Source organism: Nocardia sp. NPDC005978 (genome assembly GCF_040614455.1).
Classification (GTDB): Bacteria; Actinomycetota; Actinomycetes; order Mycobacteriales; family Mycobacteriaceae; genus Nocardia.
The window spans coordinates 27,108-44,603 of the sequence record NZ_JBEXUS010000065.1 but is presented as its reverse complement, the minus strand read 5'-3'; the positions used below and the strand labels follow the sequence as shown (position 1 = coordinate 44,603).

Annotated in this window: 16 protein-coding genes and 2 pseudogenes; 11 read left to right on the top strand and 7 right to left on the bottom strand. The window is 69.6% G+C overall.

Going from position 1 to position 17,496, the window contains the following annotated elements; translation table 11 throughout:
• Positions 1–401, top strand: a pseudogene (locus ABZ319_RS26055) (hypothetical protein); the annotation flags it as partial.
• A gap of 138 nt (positions 402–539) precedes the next feature.
• On the opposite strand, the gene ABZ319_RS26050 reads toward ABZ319_RS26055, so the two are convergent.
• The 3 genes from ABZ319_RS26050 to ABZ319_RS26040 all read right to left on the bottom strand — a co-directional run bounded on the left by ABZ319_RS26050 (position 540) and on the right by ABZ319_RS26040 (position 2,903).
• Positions 540–1,307: an ABC transporter permease gene (locus ABZ319_RS26050; RefSeq protein WP_354989106.1), complete on the bottom strand. Its 768-nt coding sequence runs from the start codon at positions 1,305–1,307 to the stop codon at positions 540–542.
• Positions 1,304–2,263 (bottom strand): ATP-binding cassette domain-containing protein, encoded by a 960-nt coding sequence (locus tag ABZ319_RS26045; RefSeq protein ID WP_354989105.1) that lies wholly within the window; start codon positions 2,261–2,263, stop codon positions 1,304–1,306. Before ABZ319_RS26045 ends, ABZ319_RS26050 begins: the two co-directional genes overlap by 4 nt.
• 124 nt (positions 2,264–2,387) lie before the next feature.
• Complete coding sequence (locus ABZ319_RS26040) at positions 2,388–2,903, bottom strand: EXLDI protein (RefSeq protein ID WP_354989104.1); 516 nt, start codon at positions 2,901–2,903, stop codon at positions 2,388–2,390.
• Between the two features lie 150 nt (positions 2,904–3,053).
• Here ABZ319_RS26040 and ABZ319_RS26035 point away from each other — a divergent pair, with 150 nt between their 5' ends.
• The 4 genes and pseudogenes from ABZ319_RS26035 to ABZ319_RS26020 all read left to right on the top strand — a co-directional run bounded on the left by ABZ319_RS26035 (position 3,054) and on the right by ABZ319_RS26020 (position 7,692).
• A complete protein-coding gene (locus ABZ319_RS26035) occupies positions 3,054–4,838 on the top strand; it encodes a thiamine pyrophosphate-binding protein (protein ID WP_354989103.1) in 1,785 nt (594 codons plus the stop codon).
• A gap of 2 nt (positions 4,839–4,840) precedes the next feature.
• Complete coding sequence (locus ABZ319_RS26030) at positions 4,841–5,515, top strand: SRPBCC family protein (RefSeq protein WP_354989102.1); 675 nt, start codon at positions 4,841–4,843, stop codon at positions 5,513–5,515.
• Positions 5,516–5,525: 10 nt separating this feature from the next.
• A pseudogene (locus ABZ319_RS26025) lies at positions 5,526–6,565 on the top strand (3-oxoacyl-[acyl-carrier-protein] synthase III C-terminal domain-containing protein).
• Complete coding sequence (locus tag ABZ319_RS26020) at positions 6,562–7,692, top strand: aminotransferase class I/II-fold pyridoxal phosphate-dependent enzyme (protein WP_354989101.1); 1,131 nt, start codon at positions 6,562–6,564, stop codon at positions 7,690–7,692. Before ABZ319_RS26025 ends, ABZ319_RS26020 begins: the two are co-directional and overlap by 4 nt.
• Here ABZ319_RS26020 and ABZ319_RS26015 read toward each other — a convergent pair.
• Complete coding sequence (locus ABZ319_RS26015) at positions 7,643–8,611, bottom strand: bile acid:sodium symporter family protein (protein ID WP_354989100.1); 969 nt, start codon at positions 8,609–8,611, stop codon at positions 7,643–7,645. The two genes, ABZ319_RS26020 and ABZ319_RS26015, sit on opposite strands and share 50 nt — an antisense overlap.
• A 104-nt stretch (positions 8,612–8,715) precedes the next feature.
• Here ABZ319_RS26015 and ABZ319_RS26010 point away from each other — a divergent pair, with 104 nt between their 5' ends.
• From ABZ319_RS26010 to ABZ319_RS25990, 5 genes are all read left to right on the top strand, one after another.
• Positions 8,716–9,651, top strand: a complete 936-nt coding sequence (locus tag ABZ319_RS26010) for a TIGR04222 domain-containing membrane protein (RefSeq protein WP_354989099.1) — start codon at positions 8,716–8,718, stop codon at positions 9,649–9,651.
• A gap of 254 nt (positions 9,652–9,905) precedes the next feature.
• On the top strand, positions 9,906–10,769 hold the full coding sequence (locus tag ABZ319_RS26005; protein WP_354989110.1) for a DUF692 domain-containing protein: 864 nt from the start codon (positions 9,906–9,908) through the stop codon (positions 10,767–10,769).
• Between the two features lie 224 nt (positions 10,770–10,993).
• Positions 10,994–11,269, top strand: a complete 276-nt coding sequence (locus ABZ319_RS26000; RefSeq protein WP_354989098.1) for a hypothetical protein — start codon at positions 10,994–10,996, stop codon at positions 11,267–11,269.
• A 178-nt stretch (positions 11,270–11,447) separates the two neighbouring features.
• The gene (locus ABZ319_RS25995) at positions 11,448–11,738 is read left to right on the top strand and encodes a hypothetical protein (protein ID WP_354989097.1); all 291 of its coding nucleotides are present in this window, start codon (positions 11,448–11,450) and stop codon (positions 11,736–11,738) included.
• A gap of 46 nt (positions 11,739–11,784) precedes the next feature.
• Positions 11,785–12,219, top strand: coding sequence for a GNAT family N-acetyltransferase (locus ABZ319_RS25990; protein WP_354989096.1), 435 nt, complete (start codon positions 11,785–11,787; stop codon positions 12,217–12,219).
• Positions 12,220–12,225: 6 nt separating this feature from the next.
• Here ABZ319_RS25990 and ABZ319_RS25985 read toward each other — a convergent pair whose 3' ends face one another.
• On the bottom strand, positions 12,226–12,768 hold the full coding sequence (locus tag ABZ319_RS25985) for an SdpI family protein (RefSeq protein WP_354989095.1): 543 nt from the start codon (positions 12,766–12,768) through the stop codon (positions 12,226–12,228).
• A gap of 56 nt (positions 12,769–12,824) precedes the next feature.
• Here ABZ319_RS25985 and leuS point away from each other — a divergent pair, with 56 nt between their 5' ends.
• A complete protein-coding gene (gene leuS / locus ABZ319_RS25980; protein ID WP_354989094.1) occupies positions 12,825–15,701 on the top strand; it encodes a leucine--tRNA ligase in 2,877 nt (958 codons plus the stop codon).
• An 89-nt stretch (positions 15,702–15,790) separates the two neighbouring features.
• Here leuS and ABZ319_RS25975 read toward each other — a convergent pair whose 3' ends face one another.
• Complete coding sequence (locus tag ABZ319_RS25975) at positions 15,791–16,591, bottom strand: polysaccharide deacetylase family protein (protein ID WP_354989093.1); 801 nt, start codon at positions 16,589–16,591, stop codon at positions 15,791–15,793.
• A 153-nt stretch (positions 16,592–16,744) separates the two neighbouring features.
• Positions 16,745–17,449 carry an SDR family oxidoreductase gene (locus tag ABZ319_RS25970; RefSeq protein WP_354989092.1) on the bottom strand — a complete coding sequence of 235 codons (705 nt, stop codon included), beginning with the start codon at positions 17,447–17,449 and terminating at the stop codon, positions 16,745–16,747.
• Positions 17,450–17,496: the final 47 nt, after the last annotated feature.

Genomic DNA, 17,496 nt, shown 5'->3' with positions numbered 1-17,496 from the left:
GCGCGATCGCGGCCGCCGCCGCGGCGGCGTGCGTCGCCATTCCGGTGACGGCCGCGGTGGTGGAGAACCAGCGCCCGGCGATATCGCGGGTGGTCGCCGAGGGCCCGCTGCGGGCGCAGGCCGAGACCCCGATCACCGCGACCTTCAAGGTGCTGCTGGTGAACGGGCAGACGCGGGTGGACATGTGGTGCGACTACCCGCCGGCCGACAGCGTCTACGCCTGGCAACTGTCGCTGTGGGTGGTGCGCCACGACGGCACGCAATCCAAGCTGGCGGAGTGGACGGCGACCCCGGGCCGGGTCTTCACCCCGGACGGCACCACCTCCGCCGAGCCGGGGCAGTTGCGCACCGTCGAGGTGCGCGACGGGTACGGGAAAGTGCTACTGGCAGCGAGTATTTGACCGTTCCGGGCGGACATCGCCCATGGACCGGAACTCGCGCGGGGACCGCGACGGGCGGACCGGAACGCACGAAGGCGGCGCACCCCGGTTCGGGGTGCGCCGTCATCGCGACGTGCGGGTGCGGACCAAGGGACGTGCCTAGTCGGCGCGACGGCGGAACAGCGAAGTGGACCAGCAGAATCCGAGTACCGCGATACCGGTGCACCAGGCCAGCGCCATGATGCCGTTGTTGCCGATCTCGGTGCCCATGAGCAGCCCGCGCAGGGTCTCGGTGATCGGCGTGAAGGGCTGGTATTCCGCGAAGTGCCGGACACCGGCGGGCATCGTGTCCGTAGGCACGAGACCGCTGCCGAGGAAGGGCAGCAGCAGGATCGGCATCGGCATGTTGCTGGCGCTCTCCGGCGTCTGGGCGACCAGGCCGAAGGCGACGCCGAGCCAGTTCAGCGCGAAGAACACCAGGCCGATGAGGCCGATCGCGGCCAGCCACTCCACCGGGCTCGCGGACGGCCGGAAGCCGGCCAGCACCGCGACGCCGGTCATGGCCGCCACCCCGAGCATGCCCTGGATCCAGCTGCCCACGACCTGGCCGGTCAGGATCGACGACTGCGAGATATGCATGGTGCGAAAGCGATTCACGATGCCCTTGGTCATATCCGTGCACATGGAGACCGCGACGCCGGCGATCATGTACGCCGGAATGATGAGCATCATGCCCGGTGTCAGGTAGTCGATGTACCTGCCGGTGGACGCGCCCAGCGCGCCGCCGAAGACGTAGTTGAACACCAGCAGCAGCACGATGGGCATCAGGATCATGCTGAAGGTCATCGCCGGGTAGCGCTTGGCGTGCACCATGTTCCGGCGCAGCATGGTCTTGGAATCGACGTAGGCGGTGGCCAGGGCGCTCATCGCGCGTTCTCCTTGCTGGTGGTGTGTTCGCCGGTGAGAGCGAGGAAGACGTCGTCCAGGTCGGGGGTGTGCACCGACAGCCCCGCGGGTTCGATGCGCGCGGCGTCGAGGCGGTCGATCACCTCGCGCACCGAGCGCACGCCGCCGTCGCTGGGGACGGCCAGCGTCAGCTCGCCGTTGACCTGTGCGGTGTTGCCCAGAACCTGTGCGGCGCCGGTCAATTGATCGCGATCGGTGAAGTCGAGGCGGATGTAGCCGCCGGGCACCAGGCGTTTGAGTTGATCGGCGGTGCCCTCGGCGACCAGCCGGCCCCGGTGCAGCACCGCGATGCGATCCGCCAGTTGATCGGCTTCCTCCAGGTACTGGGTGGTCAGGAAGATGGTCACCCCGCCCCGGACCAGTTCCCGGATGATGTCCCACATGGCGCGGCGGCTGCGCGGATCCAGGCCGACCGTCGGCTCGTCCAGGAAGATGACGCTCGGGCCGCCGACCAGGGTCATGGCCAGATCCAGGCGGCGGGTCATACCGCCGGAGTAGCTGCCCGCGGTCTTGTCCGCGGCGTCGGTCAGATCGAACTTCGCGAGCAGCTCGTCGGCCAGGCGGCGGCTCTCGGAGCGCGGCAGGTGCCGCAGATCGCCCATGAGCAGCAGGTTTTCGCGTCCGGTGAGCAGTTCGTCGACCGCGGAGAACTGTCCGGTCACCCCGATCACCGAGCGCACCCGGTCCGGTCTCGTGGCCAGGTCGTGCCCGCCGACCTCGACGTCGCCGCCGTCGGCGCGCAGCAGGGTGGACAGGATCTGCACGGTGGTTGTCTTGCCGGCGCCGTTGGGCCCGAGCAGGGCGAAGATGCTGCCCGGTTCGACGCGGAAGTCGATGCGGTCGAGCACTATCTGCTCGCCGAAGGATTTGCACAGGCCGGTGACGGTTATCGCGGCCGGGTGCTGATCGTGGTTCATTGTTCCCCTCGGATCAATGGATACGCATGAATGCATGAGTTGGCTGAGCCGTGACCGCCGAGGCTGCGATCAAAGCGATGAGCTGTTCAGTTGTGCGAGAGCGGGTTTCGCCTCGGGTGTGCGATCAGATGTCGAGCACTTCGACGTTCGGATGTTCGGCGGCGTCGACCAGCCGGGCGTAGAGCCGGTTGGGGATCAGCTTCTCGAGTTCGCGCAGTTCGTCCACGACCACGAGTTCGTAATCACCCCAGTCCTGTTCGCCGACGCCGAGCAGGCGGCGCCACTGCTTCCAATCCTTGAGAATGTTGGTGTCGGTGGGGAATTCGCTCCAGTTGGAGAAATGACTGTGCACCGCGTACGCGCCCTTGCGGGTGCGGTACACCCGGATGTCCTCGACGCGCTTGTCGGTGACCTGGTGCCATTCGGTGAGCAGGGTGGCCGAGAAGCGGACCTGCCGCACCCCGTCCTTGCCGAGCTTGAGAACCACTTCGTCGTAGCCCTCGAGCCGGCCCTCTTCGAGTTCGATGAACCGGCGCAGTGCCGTCACGATCGCGCCCGACAGATTGCCCCCGACCAGTTCCTGCGCACGCGTGAACAGCTTGAGGTCCTCATCGGATACGTAGATCGTCTTGTTCGGCATGAGCCAACTATACGTAGACGTATACATACATTGCAAGCGCGGATCTCGGACGGCCGCCGCGCCCGGCGATTGAACCTTCGGCAACCCCCGCTCGTATCCCGAGTAGAACCGACTCGGGCATCCGGTGTCCGGCGCCGAGAGGAGCCGCCCATGCACAATGGAACACGAGTGGTGGATCACCTGGTCAGAGCGATTTCCGCGCTCGGGGTGCGACACCTTTTCGGGGTCGGCGGAGCGAATATCGAAGACCTGTACGACGCGGCGCACGATCATCGGCGACTCCTCACCGCCGTCGTGGCCAAACACGAATTCGCCGCGGCCACGATGGCCGACGGCTACGCGCGTTCCACCTCCGGGCTCGGCGTCGTGGCCGCCACGTCCGGGGGCGGCGCGATGAATCTGCTCCCGGGACTCGCCGAGTCCTACGCCTCCCGGGTGCCCGTGCTGGCCCTGATCGGCCAGCCCCCGACCGTCCTGGAGGGCAAGGGCGCCTTCCAGGACACGAGCGGGCAGGCCGGCGCCATCGACGCGGTACGGCTGTTCACGCCGGTCTCGCACTACTGTGCGCGCGTCGACGCGCCCGCCGACCTGCCCGCTCACCTCACCCGGGCGGTGCTCGCCGCGCGCGGGGACGACCCGGAGACCGGCGGGCACGGCGGCGGCCCGGCGATACTGCTGCTGCCCAAGGACATTCAGCGGGCCGATCTGCTCGCTCCCGATTTCGCGCCGCCGCCCCGCGCGCACCGGCCGCCCGCCGCGAGCCTGCACCGGGTGACGGAGACCCTGCGCGCCGCGCGAGCGCTGGGCCACGTCCTGATCATCGCGGGCGCGCAGGTGGCCCGCGACGACGCGCGCGCGGAACTGGCCGAACTGGCGCGGACGCTCGACGCCGCCGTCGCGGTGTGCCCGGACGCCATGGACGTCTACCACCACGCCGACCCGGGTTTCCGCGGCATCACCGGCAGCATGGGCCACGCGCAGGCGCGGGCCGCCCTCGAATCCGCCGCCCTGTGCCTGCTCATCGGCACCCGCCTGCCGCTGACCGACAGGGCCGGGCTGGAGGATGCGCTGGACGCCGTGCCACTGGCCGGCATCGGAGCCGAAATCCCGTTTCTGCCTTCGATTCACGCGCACGCCGCCGATCTGGCGGTCACGCTCGCCGACCTGAGCGCCGCGCTGCGCCCGCCCGTGCCGGTCGCCGTGCTCGCCGTCGGCGAGCGGCCGGGATCGGCGGCGCGAGAGCCGCTTTCCGAGCGCGCGAGCGTCGGCGAGAGCACCGAGCCCGGACCGCGGACGGCGGTCCTGTCCGCCCGCGAGGTGCCGCCCGCCACCGGCCCGGGACTGCGCTACCTCCAGGTAATCGAGGCGATCAACTCCGAATTGCCCGCCGGTACCGATGTTTTCGCCGACGCCGGGAATACCGGCGCGGCCGTGGTGCACCACCTACGGCTGCCCCGGGGCGGCCGGTTCACCGTCGCCCTCGGCATGGGCGGCATGGGCTACGCCTTCGGCGCGGGCATCGGCTCGGCGTTCGCGCGGCACCGCCGCGGTGACGGCGGTCTCCGGCGCACCGTCGTGATCGCCGGCGACGGCGCCTTCTACATGCACGGCATGGAGATCCACACCGCGGTCGAGCACCGCCTGCCCGTCACCTTCGTGCTCCTCAACAACAACGCGCACGCCATGTGCGTGACCCGAGAACAGCTGTACTACCGGGATCGATACAGCTTCAACCGGTTTCGGCCGGCGAATCCGGGCGCCGGTCTGGCCGCCATGTTCCCGGATCTGTGCACCCGTGCACCTGCCACACCCGCCGAACTCCGTGCCGCGCTGCGGCACTGCCTCGGCAGCCCCGGACCGTCGTGCATCGCGATCGAGTGCGATCCCGACGAGATTCCGCCTTTCACGCCGTTCCTGACGGCACCCCGGAGGTAATCGTGACCAGTTCGACCCGGCCCGAGCGTGAGCAACTGCCCGCCCTGAACGACCTGCCCGCGGACATCCCCGGCGTCCTGCGGATCGAGACCTCCGATCGCGAGGCCACCACGCCGATCATTCTGGACATGCTGCGCTCGGTCTATCCGCACGATCAGATCTTCGGCGAGTACTGCACGGTCCAGGGTCATATCGACGCACCGCCCCGCGAGCTCTACGACTACCTCTCGGACACCCGCTCACTGGAGGAATGGACCTACAGCCTGCGCGGCTTCACCGAGACCGCGACCCCGGGCCTGTGGGAGTCCTACGACCGGCTGGGCGAGAGCACCCGCATCTACACCCGCACCGTCGCCAATCCCGACGCCATGACGGTCGACTATCACTGCGCCTGGGATCAGCCCGATCACCTCTGGATGATCTACCTGCTGCGCGTGGTGGACGCGCAGGTGGTGTTCGACAAGCCGGGATCGGTGGTGCTCTGGACGAACTGCCACCACCCGTTCTACGACGAGAATCCCTACGGCGACGCCGCGCCCGACAAGCGCAAGGTGTGGGTCGGCGATTTCTGGGAGATGTTCTCCGCCGGGCATCAACTCGAACTCGACAACCTTCGGGCCATCGCCGAGTACCGCGCCGCACACGGGCTCCCCTTGACGCCGACCTGGATGAAATGAGGAGTGCGCCATGGACTTCACCGATCCCGCCTGGACCACCCCTCCGGTCAGCCTGCTCGACGTCGCCTCGTATCTGCCGGGTGAACCGGTGGGCACCGAGTACTTCACGCGGTTCTCGCGATCCGAACGCATGGCCAAGAACGTCATGTTCCGCGCGCCCAAGGGCCGCCATCACCGCGGGCCCGACGAGACCGCCGTCGACATGGCCGAGCGGGCCGCCGCACCGCTGGTGGAACGCCATGGGGCGCAGGAGCTCTCGAAGATCGATGTACTGCTGACCCACACCCAGCTGCCGGACAATCCGGTGCTCGGCTGCGGCGGCGAACTCGCGCGCAGGCTGAACATGCGCCCGCGCTACGTCTTCGACGTGCACAACGGCGGCTGCGCGGCCTTCGTACACATGATGTGGCTCGCCCGCACCGTGCTGCGGACCACCGATGCGCGCACCGCACTGCTGGTCACCACCCAGAACTGCGCGGGGCCGGTCTTCACCCAGCCCGACATCCGCGGGCTCGCGCAGGCGCCGTGCCCGGCGACGGCTGCGGGGTGGGGCTGCTGGTCAAGAACAGTTCCGCGCCCATTCTCGATATCGAATGCCGCACCTATCCCGAGTTCGCGGGAGACATGGATTTCGACACCGGGTCCGAGCGCAAATACTGGCAGCCCGGCGAGGGTCAGGCGTGCGTCACCTTCACCGAATCCAAAGTGGCCAAGGTGTTCACGCGCGGCAACCGGCTGGTGCCCGAGGTCGCCCACGCGGTGTGCAAGCGCATCGGGGTCAAGAGCAGCGATATCGACACCCTGGTCACCAATCAGCCCAACCGGCTGTTCCTGCGCAATTGGCACGACGCGCTGGAACTGCCCGCCGAACGACATCCCGATACCTTCGACAGCTGCGGAAACCTCTTCGCCGCGGGTATTCCCGTCACGCTGGACACCGAGAACTCCGCGGGCCGGCTGCGCAACGGTTCGGTCGTGCTCATGGCGGCCTTCGCGCACGCGGGTGATTTCGCGGGCGCCGCGGCCGTGCGGTGGGGGGCCGCGCGATGACGGCGCTGGAGTCGTTCCGCTTCGAGAATGACCGCTTCGAGAACGGGCTCTTCGAAGCCGAGCGCTTCGACCTGAGCCTGAGCGAGAATCCCTTCCCGCCACTGCCTTCGGTGCTCGGCGCGCTGGACGAGGCACTGGCCACGGCGAACCGGTACCCCGAATTCCGGCCGCGGCTGCTGCCCGAGCTGATCGCCGGGCACATCGGCGCGCGCGCCGATCAGGTGGTGGCCGGCGCCGGCGCGACCGGGGTCGCGATGCAGATCATGCAGACCCTGCCCCGCCGGGGCGCGCGGTTCGTGTTCGCCGCGCCGACCTTCGACGGGTATCCCATCCTGGCCGGGATGACCGGATTGCGCGCCGCGCCCGTCCCTTTGGATGCGCACGGTCGCCAGGACCTGTGGGCCATGTCCCGGCTCATCGACCGGGACACCGGCCTCGTCGCGATCTGCCGTCCGCACAATCCCACCGGAACGGTGGTGTCGGGCAGCGAACTCAAAGCCTTCCTGTGCGCTGTCCCCGCCGGCGTTCCGGTCCTGCTGGACGAGGCGTACTTCGAATTCCTCGGTGCGAGCGAGGTTCTGGACGCCGTGGAACTGGTGCACCGGCATCCGAACGTACTGGTGCTGCGCACTTTCTCGAAGGCGTACGGCCTGGCGGGCCTGCGCATCGGCTACGCCTTCGGCTCCCCGGACCTGATCCGCCGGGTACAGCGACTACAGCTGCCGTTCGGCGTCCCGGCGCTCGCCGCCGCCGCGGTCCGCGCCTCCTACGCCGCCGAATACGAACTGGGCGAGCGCATTCTGCACATCACCACCCAGCGCGAGCTGCTGCGCACCCGGCTGCGCCGCGCCGGTATCCGGGTGCCCCGCAGCAGCGCCAACTTCCTCTACCTTCCCGGGGCCGATATCGCGCGGTCACTGGCCCGCGCCGGTATCGCGGCCAAGCGCTATGCCGACGGCAGCGTCCGCATAGCCGTCGGCGACCCCGTCGCGGACCGCGCCGTCGTGCGGGCCCTCACCGCGCCGCCCCGGCCGCATTCCCGGCCACTGTCCACCGACGACAGTCACCTGGTCGCCCTCACGGCGCCGTACGCGCCCAGCGCTGCGCCAGCGCCGCGCAGACGATGAGCTGCACCTGGTGAAAGAGCATGAGCGGCAGCACGATCAGGCCGATCGGTGAACCGGCGAACAGGACCGTGGCCATCGGGAGACCGGTGGCCAGGCTCTTCTTGGACCCGCAGAAGACGACCACGATGCGGTCCTCGCGGTTGAAGCCGGCGGCGCGACCGGCCGCCATGGTCGCCGCGAGCACCAGGGCCAACAGGACGCAGCACACCAGCAGGAGCGCCAGGATCCGCCACGGCGACATGGCGTGCCAGATGCCCTCGACCATCCCCGCGCTGAACGCGCTGTAGACCACGAGCAGGATCGAGCCGCGATCCACGAGTTTGGTCGGTTCGGCGTAGCGGGCGAGCCAGTCCTCGAGCCGCGGGCGGATGAGCTGCCCCAGGAAGAACGGGACCAACAGCTGCAGCACGATGTCGAGAATCGAGGACAGGTCCACCCGCGCCTGGCCGGTGGTGTTCATGAGCAGAATGACCAGCGCCGGAGTCAGGAAGACGCCCAGCAGGTTCGAGACCGTGGCACTGACGATCGCACCGGCCACATTGCCCTTGGCGATGGAGGTGAAGGCGATCGAGGACTGCACCGTCGAGGGCACCAGGCACAGGAACAGCAGACCGGTGTACAGGTCCTCGGTCAGCACGCTCGGCACCAGCAGGTGCGCGGCCACCCCGAGGACCGGGAAGAGCACGAAGGTGCAGGCGAGCACGACCAGGTGCAGGCGCCAATGCTTGAGACCCTCGATCGCCTCGTTCGGAGCCAGACGCGCGCCGTACAGGAAGAACAGCAATGCGATAGCAATCTTGGTGAGCCAGCTCACAATTACCGCGGCATCTCCGCGCGCCGGAAAAATACTGGCCACGGCGATGACGGCGAGGATCGACAAAATGAATCCGTCGATATAGAACTTGCTGAGAAATCGCACGGGTCAAGGCTAATCACCCCCGGCAAAAAGGATTAACACCGCACCCGGACGACCGCGATACTGATGTTGATCGACCGCACGCACGAGTTCCGAGGTGGAATGCCATGGTTCCCTGGACCACACTGGCCAGTACGCACGCCCCGGCCCTCGCCGCCGACACCTGGGGAGTTCCCGGGCCGACGTTCCTGGCGCTGTTCTGGTTCGCCGCGCTCGCGGGCGGGGTCTTCGTCATCGCCCAGCGCATTCGGATCGGGCGTTCCACCGGACCGGCCGATCCCTATGCGGGACCGCTGAATCCGACCGAGACCGCGATGCTCTTCGACGACCGGCGAGCGGTGCTGGCCGCGCTCACGCAGTTGCGTGGCCGCGGGCTCATCGACTCCGCGGGCAACCCCAGCCGGGCGGTGAGCACCCAGGAGCTCGACGCGCTGGATCCGGTGACCCGGGCCGTGTACGCGCACCTGCGCGTGTCGGCGGACCGCAAGATTCCGGCCCTGGCGAAGGCGACGCGGACGGCGCTGGACGCCCTGCGGGTCTCGCTGGCCAAACGCGGCTACCTGCTGAGCGACGGGCAGCGCCGCACCATCGCACTGTCCGCGATACCGCTCTGGGTGCTGCTCGCGCTCGGCGCGGTGCGGTTCGCCGCGGGCCTGGACAACCACAAGCCCGTCCTCTTCCTCGGCATCAGCATCGTCATCCTGTTCCTGGCAACCCGCCTGCTCATCCGGGCGCCCCGGCTGACCAAACGCGGCCGGGACCTGCTGCTGGACGCCGCCCGCCGCAACGGCCATCTGCGCCCGAACAACTCGCCCGCCTACGCCTCCTACGGCGCCGACAGCGCGGCCGTGGCCGTGGCGCTGTTCGGAGCGGCCGTGCTGTGGAGCGCCGATCCGGGTCTGGCGAGCGCCACCGGAACGGTCAGTGCGTCGGGCGGGGACTTCAGCGGCAGCGGCAGCAGCTGTTCGGGTGGCGGCGACAGCGGCGGCGGCAGCAGCTGTGGCGGCGGGGGTTGCGGCGGCGGTGGAGGCTGCGGCGGATGAGCCGCCCCCTCGACGCCGAGCACACGCCGACCGGAACCCCGTGGCGCCCCGGCGATCACGGCGGTCACAGCGATGGACGTGGCGCGAGCACCGGCGCGGTGGAGCGGATACCCACCGCCGGCGGTTCACAACCGCCTCGCGACCAGCGGCGGCGGGGTGGCGAATCCCCTCGGCACGGTATCGCCGGTAGTGCTGGATATCCCGGCGCGAGCCACCGGACGGACGGTGGCGATCCCCTTCCTCCCGGCGGGCCGTTGCCCGGCGGGGCGATCGGGGTGGGGTGGCGGCCCGAGATCTGCGGGATGATCGCCGACCTCGAGGGGATCGCCTTCTGCGAGGTGATCGCGGAATCGCTGAGCGCCCCCGCCGGGCGGTGGCGGCGGCGGACCGGCATAGCCGTGCCGGACGAGCTGTCGGCGCTGATCGATCGCGGCGTTTCGGCGGTGCCGCACGGGATTTCGCTCTCGCTCGGCGGGGCCGAGGCGGTCGACGAGCAGCGCGTCGAGCACCTCGCCGCCTGCGCCCGTGCGCTCGGGTCGCCGGTGGTCAGCGAGCACATCGCGTTCGTGCGGGCGGGCGGGGTGGAAGCCGGGCACCTGTTGCCGGTGCCGCGCACCCGGGAGGCCCTGGACGCACTGGTGCGCAACATCTCTCGTACGCAGCGCGCGCTGGATGTTCCGCTCGCCGTGGAGAACATCGCCGCGCTCTTCGAATGGCCGGACGCGGAGTTCACCGAGGCGGAGTTCCTGCGGGAACTGGTGGAGCGCACCGGGGTGCACCTGCTCCTGGATATCGCGAACGTCTACGCTAACGCCCGCAACAGCTCTCGCGATCCCCTGACCGAGTTGCTGCGGCTGCCCACCGAACGCCTCGCGTACTGCCATATCGCCGGCGGCCGGGAGGTCGCGGGCCGCTATCACGACACCCACGTGCATCCGGTGCCCGCCGAGGTACTCGCCCTGGTGGCCGAGTTCGCACCCTCCCGGCCGGTGCCGCTGATGCTGGAGCGCGACGGAAACTACCCGCCCGCACCGGAACTGCTCGCCGAACTGAACGCGATAGCCGCGGCCGCCGGCCGCCCGGCCGTCACGTCACGACCAGAGCCGCCTCGGACATGACACCCGGCGACCCGGCGGGCACGCGGAGCCCGAGCACCGGACGCACTGCGCCCGAACCCGCTTCGGCGCACGGCCCCGGGGCCCGAACACCTCCCGCCGAACCGCCGGCCGCCGGCCGCCCGCCGGACCGGGAATCCGCGGCGGCGGAAAACTCGGGGCCACCGGGCTCGGCGGCAGGCTCGAGCCGCGCCCGCGGAACCCTCGCCGAGCAGCAGGCGGCGCTGGTGCGCGCCCTGGTGACGGGTGCTCCCCCGCCGCCCGGTTTCGACGCGGGCGATCTCGATGCCACCGCGCACGCGCTGCTGCACAAGCGGGCCGGGGGCCTGGCCCGGCGGTTCCCGGTGTTCGCGCACGCCTGCGGACCGGATTTCACCGCGCTCTTCCTGGCGTGGGCGCGCACGCGGCCCAAGGTGAGCACCGCCGCCGACGCGGCCGCCTTCGCGGCGCACCTGGGCGTGCCGCCGCCCGCGACTCGGCGATTCCCCCGGTTCGGGCGATAGCCGCGCCCGGCGGCGCGGCGGATCGTCCGGGTATCAGCCGCGGTCGCCGTCCGGACCGCGTCCGAACGGTCCGTCCCGCCGCGGCCCGGACGGACCGTTCGGGCGATAGATGCATGGGTGCTAATGTTCGTATCCGTTTGCTGGAAGGTGTCCTGATCCAACTCGGAAGGGAAGCTCCATGACTCACGTTCTGCACAATGGCCACGATCACGCGCACGGCGCCGCGTGCGGGCATGTTGCCGTACCGCACGGCGATCACGTGGACTACGTCCACGACGGCCATCTGCACCGCGCCCACGACGGCCACTACGACGAGTGCGAGCCCTCGGGCCACACCGAGCACGCCGCGCACACCCACGAGCACGGCGAGGGCTGCGGCCACGTCGCGGTGCCGCACGGCGACCACATGGATTACATCCACGACGGCCATCGCCACGCCGCGCACGACGGCCACTACGACGAACACTGACGCCCCGGCCCGGCGGTGATCCCGCTCACCGGAGCATGCTGAATCCATGATCGAGATCCGCACCGTCTCCACCGAGCGGGAACTGGCCGACGCGTACGCGGTCCGGATACGGGTGTTCGTCGACGAACAGGGCGTACCCCCGGAACTGGAACTCGACGAGCTGGACGCGACCGCCGATCACTTCCTGGCCCGGCTCGACGGGCGGCCGGTGGGCGCGGGCCGGCTCATCGTCCGCGACGAGGTCGGCGTGCTCGGCCGGCTGGCGGTGCTGGCGGAGGCGCGCGGTACCGGGCTGGGCGCGGCGCTGGTGCGGGCGATCGAGGATCGGGTGCGCGAGCGCGGGCTGCCCGCGCTCGAACTCCACGCTCAGACCCAGGCCGAGGGGTTCTATGAACGGCTGGGCTACAAGGCGTACGGGGATATCGAGCTGGACGCGGGCATCCCGCACATCTGGATGCGCAAGACGCTCAGCGAAGCCTGATCGCGACTAGCCGTTGGTGGCGGCGGGCTCGCACGCGTCGCGCAGCGAGCAGGAACCGCAGGCGCTGCCGCAGCCGCCGGGCTCCTCGGCCGGGGCCAGCGCGGCGAGCGCGTTGTTCGCCGCGGTCGCGCCCGCACCCAGGGTGAACAGCGCGATGATCACCGCGACGGCGGCCACGGCGACGGCGGCGATGCCACCGGCGACCAGCACGACCGCGCCGCTGGCGGCGAGCAGGAAGCCCGCGGCCACCGAGGTCGGGGCGGCGATGCGATTGGCGAGGCGGTAGTTCTCCTCGGACTTGATCGCCTCGTCGGAGTGCACGCCGAAGATGCGATTCGGCGGCATGGTGCCGGTCCAGCCGAGCACACCGGTGACCACGGCCACCACCGACAGAGCAAACAGAATCAACGCCACGACCGCCACGGGGCTCAATTTACCCGCGGCGCGTTCGGCCGGGTGCGCGACCCGGCCGAGCCGGGGCCGGGTGAGGCGGTCATCACGTACGCGCGGCGCGCGGCCGCCACCCTTTTTGGGGACCTGGGTAGCCACGCTTTACCCTGGTGGCGGACCTTATCGGGGATCGGCTAGGCAGAGAAGGCAGGACCGTGCAGGACACTCCCGCAACCGACACACCCACCGCGACGGCGGGTGGGGGCAGCGATGTGCCCGCACACCGTTACAACGCCGACCTGGCCGGCCGCGTAGAGCAGAAGTGGCAGGCCGCCTGGCGCGAGCGCTGCACCTTCCACGCGCCCAACCCGGTCGGCCCGCTGGCCGGTGAGACCCCGGCCGACAAGCTGTTCGTGCAGGACATGTTCCCGTACCCCTCGGGCGCGGGCCTGCACGTCGGCCATCCGCTGGGCTACATCGCGACCGACGTCTTCGCGCGCTTCCACCGCATGCGCGGCCGGAATGTGCTGCACGCCCTGGGTTACGACGCCTTCGGCCTGCCCGCCGAGCAGTACGCGGTGCAGACCGGCGCGCACCCGCGGGTGACCACCGAGTCCAATATCGCGAACATGCAACGTCAGCTGGACCGGCTGGGCCTGGGCCACGACCGCCGCCGCTCCTTCGCGACCACGGATCCCGAGTACTACAAATGGACGCAGTGGATCTTCCTGCGCATCTACAACGCCTGGTACGACGAGGGCATCGGCCGCGCCCGCCCGATCTCGGAGCTGATCGCCGACTTCGAGGCCAGCAGGCGCGCGATCGCCGATGACAACCGCGCCTGGAACGAGCTGTCCCCGGCCGAGCGCAACGCGCTGATCGACTCCTATCGCCTGGTGTACCAGACCGATTCGATGGTCAACTGGTGCCCGGGGCTGGGCACCGTGCTGTCCAACGAGGAGGTCACCGCCGACGGGCGCTCCGAGCGCGGCAACTTCCCGGTGTTCCGCAAGCGCCTGTGGCAGTGGATGATGCGCATCACCGCCTACTCCGATCGCCTGGTCGACGACCTGGACGACCTGGACTGGCCGGAGAACGTGAAGTCCATGCAGCGCAACTGGATCGGGCGCTCGCGCGGCGCGCAGGTCAAGTTCACCGCGGGCGCGGACATCATCGAGGTGTTCACCACCCGTCCCGACACCCTGTTCGGCGCGACCTACGTGGTGCTGGCCCCCGAGCACGATCTGGTGGACAGGCTGACCGAGGGCACCTGGCCCTCGGGCACCGATGCCCGCTGGACCTTCGGCAACTCCGAGACTCCGGCCGAAGCCGTTGCGGCCTACCGCAAGTCGATCGCCGCCAAGTCGGATCTGGAGCGCCAGGAGAGCAAGGAGAAGACCGGCGTCTTCCTGGGCTCCTACGCCACCAACCCGGTCAACGGCGCGCGCGTGCCGATCTTCATCGCCGACTACGTGCTGAGCGGGTACGGCACCGGCGCCATCATGGCGGTCCCCGGGCACGATCCGCGCGACTGGGAATTCGCCTCCGCCTTCGGCCTGCCGATCGTGGAAGTGGTTGCGGGCGGCGATGTTTCCGAGGCCGCGTACGCCGGTGAGGGCACGCTGGTGAACTCCGGCTACCTGGACGGGCTGGAGATCGACGCCGCCAAGGCCAAGGTCATCGCCGAGCTGGAGGCCAACGGTCACGGCCGGGGCACCATTCAGTACAAGCTGCGCGACTGGCTGTTCGCGCGCCAGCGCTACTGGGGCGAGCCGTTCCCCATCGTCTACGACGAGGACGGCGCGGCGCACGCGCTGCCCGAATCCATGCTGCCGGTGACGCTGCCGGAGATCGAGGACTTCGCGCCGGTCACCTTCGACCCGGACGACGCGAACTCCGAGCCGTCCCCGCCGCTGGCCAAGGCCACCGACTGGGTGAACGTCACCCTGGATCTGGGCGACGGACCCAAGCGGTACCGCCGCGACACCAACGTCATGCCCAACTGGGCGGGCAGCTCCTGGTATCAGCTGCGCTACGCCGATCCCACCAACTCGGAGGCGTTCTGCGCCAAGGAGAACGAGCAGTACTGGCTGGGCCCGCGCACGGCCGAGCACGGTCCCAAGGATCCGGGCGGCGTCGACCTGTACATCGGCGGCGTGGAGCACGCGGTGCTGCACCTGCTGTACGCGCGGTTCTGGCAGAAGGTGCTGTTCGACCTGGGTGACGTGTCCTCCAGCGAGCCGTACCGCCGCCTGTTCAACCAGGGCTACATCCAGGGCTTCGCGTACCAGGACGAGCGCGGCGCGTACGTGCCCGCCGCCGAGATCGTCGAGCGCGACGGCAAGTTCTTCTGGACCGATGCGACCGGCGCCGAGATCGAGGTGTTCCAGGAGTACGGCAAGATCGGCAAGTCGCTGAAGAACGCGGTCTCCCCGGACGAGATGTACGACGCCTACGGCGCGGACACCTTCCGCTTCTACGAGATGTCCATGGGCCCGCTGGACGCCTCGCGCCCGTGGTCGACCAAGGACGTCGTCGGCGCGCAACGCTTCCTGCAGCGCGTGTGGCGACTGGTCGTGGACGAGGAGACCGGCGCGATCCGGGTCACCGAGGACGAGCCCTCGAACGAGGCGCTGCGCCTGGTGCACAAGACGATCGCCGGGGTCGACGACGACTACGCCAACCTGCGGGACAACACCGCGGGCGCGAAGCTGATCGAGCTGACCAACTTCCTGACCAAGAACTACGGCGACGGCGCGCCGCGCGCCGCGGTCGAGCCGCTGGTGCTGATGCTGGCCCCCATGTCCCCGCATATCGCGGAGGAGCTGTGGGAACGCCTGGGCCACACCGAGTCCCTGGCGCACGGCCCGTTCCCGGCTGCGGATCCGGCACTGCTGGTGGCGGATTCGGTGGAGTACCCGATCCAGGTCAACGGCAAGGTCCGCAGCCGGATCAGCGTCCCCGCCGACGCCGATCAGGCCGCGGTACAGGCCGCGGCGCTGGCCGATCCGAAGGTCGCGGAACTGCTGGGCGGCAAGGATCCCCGCAAGATCATCGTGGTGCCCGGCCGACTGGTGAACATCGTCGCCTGAGCGGACCATTGAGCCGATCGGGCCCGGTGCGTATTCGCACCGGGCCCGAATCGTCTGTGTGAGAAAGCTTTCGGTGGTGCGTCCCGCCCCTACGCGGGCGGCAGCAGGACGTCGTTCAGGGTCACCATCGACAGGTTGCGCTCGCGGATGATCTCGACCAGCTGGTCGTAGCAGTGCGTCACCGCGGGCGCGTTGGCGTGGCCGATGATGATGGTCTGCGGGTTGAAGTACCTGTGGGCGCATTCGATCAGGTACTGCTCGGTGATCACGCCGGAGTCCGAGAGCGAGCCGTACCACATGGTCGGGACGGTGTAGCCGAGATCGGCGGCGACCCGGTCGACGGTGGCGTTGTGCCGGCCGAAGGGCGGGCGGTAGTACGGCGTGCCGTCCACGCCGAAGTTGTTGCGCAGGAACCGCTTCGCCTGGTCCAACTGCGAGGAGACCGCGCCGGCGGAGATCGCGGTCAGATCGGCGTGGTCCCAGGTGTGGTTGCCGAGCTGGATCTGCCCGGACTCCACCAGCGGTCGCAGGGCGTCGCGGTGCGTGGTCCAGGAGTCGTAGTAGGCGGTCACGAAGAAGGTGAAGCGCGCGCCGGTGTCCCTGGCGAACTTGATGTACGCCCCGACCACCTCCGGGCTCGCGCCGTCGTCCACGGTCAAGGCCAGTGAATTGCCCGTGCCGGGCAGCGCGGTGATGGTGCCGGGCGTGAGCGCGGTCTTGGGACCGCCGGGCGGCGGCAACAGGCGCGGCGCGGCGGGCTCGGGCAGCGGGAACGGATTTCCGCCGCCGCTGCCGGTGTCCAGCGTGTCACTGCGTGCCTGGGTGCACCCGGCGGTGAGAGCGACGGCGGTGCCCGCCGCGAGCCAGGTCAGCAGCTGTCGTCGTTCCATATCCCATTCGCTCCGAAGTGTTCGCTCCGCCCGGGGAGCCGCGTCGTCGATGTCTGCCTGCGCGCAACCTTCCCGGTTATATCGATTCCGGATGAACGAGTCACGTACAAGACGCGAAATGATTCGAATTGAGAAGAAATCCCCGGCCGGCCGTCACCGTGGCACGGGTCGCAGCACGATCTCGGTCGGATGTGCGTCACGCGGGGTCTCGATCGCGTTGCGCACGGTGCGCGCCACCGTCTCGGCGGTGAGGAATTCGTTCGGCTCGTAGGCGCGCTGTTCCCCGGCGATGATCTCGCGCTGCATGTCGGTGTCGATCCGGCCGGGATGGATCGAGGTGACGCGCAGGGCGGGCTCCTCCAGGCGCAGCGCGTCACCGAAGGCGCGCAGCCCGAATTTGCTCGCCGCGTAGACGCCCCAGCCGGGGTTGGCGCGCAACCCGGCGCCCGAATTGATCAGTACCACATGACCGTTCGCGGCACGCAGTGCCGGAAGCAGCAGCCTGGTCAGTTCGGCCACCGCGATCAGGTTGCCTTCCAAGGTATTCCGCCACTGGGCAACGGACGAATCGGCTATCGTTCCCAGGTCGGCGATTCCCGCATTGTGCACCACCACGTCCAGCCGTTCGATGGTTTCCGTCGCCCGCGCGACCGCCGGATAGTCGGTCAGATCGACCGGCCACCCTGTGGCGCCGGGCAATTCGTCCAGGATCGGTTCCAGCGCCTGCGGTGTGCGCGCGCCCAGCAGCAGCCGATGCGTAGGCGCCAGCTCGCGCGCGATCGCGGCGCCGAGACCGCGACTGGCGCCCGTGATCAACGCAATCGGCCGGTCTGTGCTGGTCTTCGCGGAATTCGCCATGCGAACACCGTAACCGGGCGCCCCCGCGCGGCGATGCTCCGGCTGAG

Bases quoted from the DNA above. Each gene is read 5' to 3' on its own strand.
- ABZ319_RS26050 (WP_354989106.1), bottom strand. From the start codon at position 1,307: ATGAGCGCCCTGGCCACCGCCTACGTCGATTCCAAGACCATGCTGCGC.
- ABZ319_RS26045 (WP_354989105.1), bottom strand. From the start codon at position 2,263: ATGAACCACGATCAGCACCCGGCCGCGATAACCGTCACCGGCCTGTGC.
- ABZ319_RS26040 (WP_354989104.1), bottom strand. From the start codon at position 2,903: ATGCCGAACAAGACGATCTACGTATCCGATGAGGACCTCAAGCTGTTC.
- ABZ319_RS26035 (WP_354989103.1), top strand. From the start codon at position 3,054: ATGCACAATGGAACACGAGTGGTGGATCACCTGGTCAGAGCGATTTCC.
- ABZ319_RS26020 (WP_354989101.1), top strand. From the start codon at position 6,562: ATGACGGCGCTGGAGTCGTTCCGCTTCGAGAATGACCGCTTCGAGAAC.
- ABZ319_RS26010 (WP_354989099.1), top strand. From the start codon at position 8,716: ATGGTTCCCTGGACCACACTGGCCAGTACGCACGCCCCGGCCCTCGCC.
- ABZ319_RS25995 (WP_354989097.1), top strand. From the start codon at position 11,448: ATGACTCACGTTCTGCACAATGGCCACGATCACGCGCACGGCGCCGCG.
- ABZ319_RS25990 (WP_354989096.1), top strand. From the start codon at position 11,785: ATGATCGAGATCCGCACCGTCTCCACCGAGCGGGAACTGGCCGACGCG.
- ABZ319_RS25975 (WP_354989093.1), bottom strand. From the start codon at position 16,591: ATGGAACGACGACAGCTGCTGACCTGGCTCGCGGCGGGCACCGCCGTC.
- ABZ319_RS25970 (WP_354989092.1), bottom strand. From the start codon at position 17,449: ATGGCGAATTCCGCGAAGACCAGCACAGACCGGCCGATTGCGTTGATC.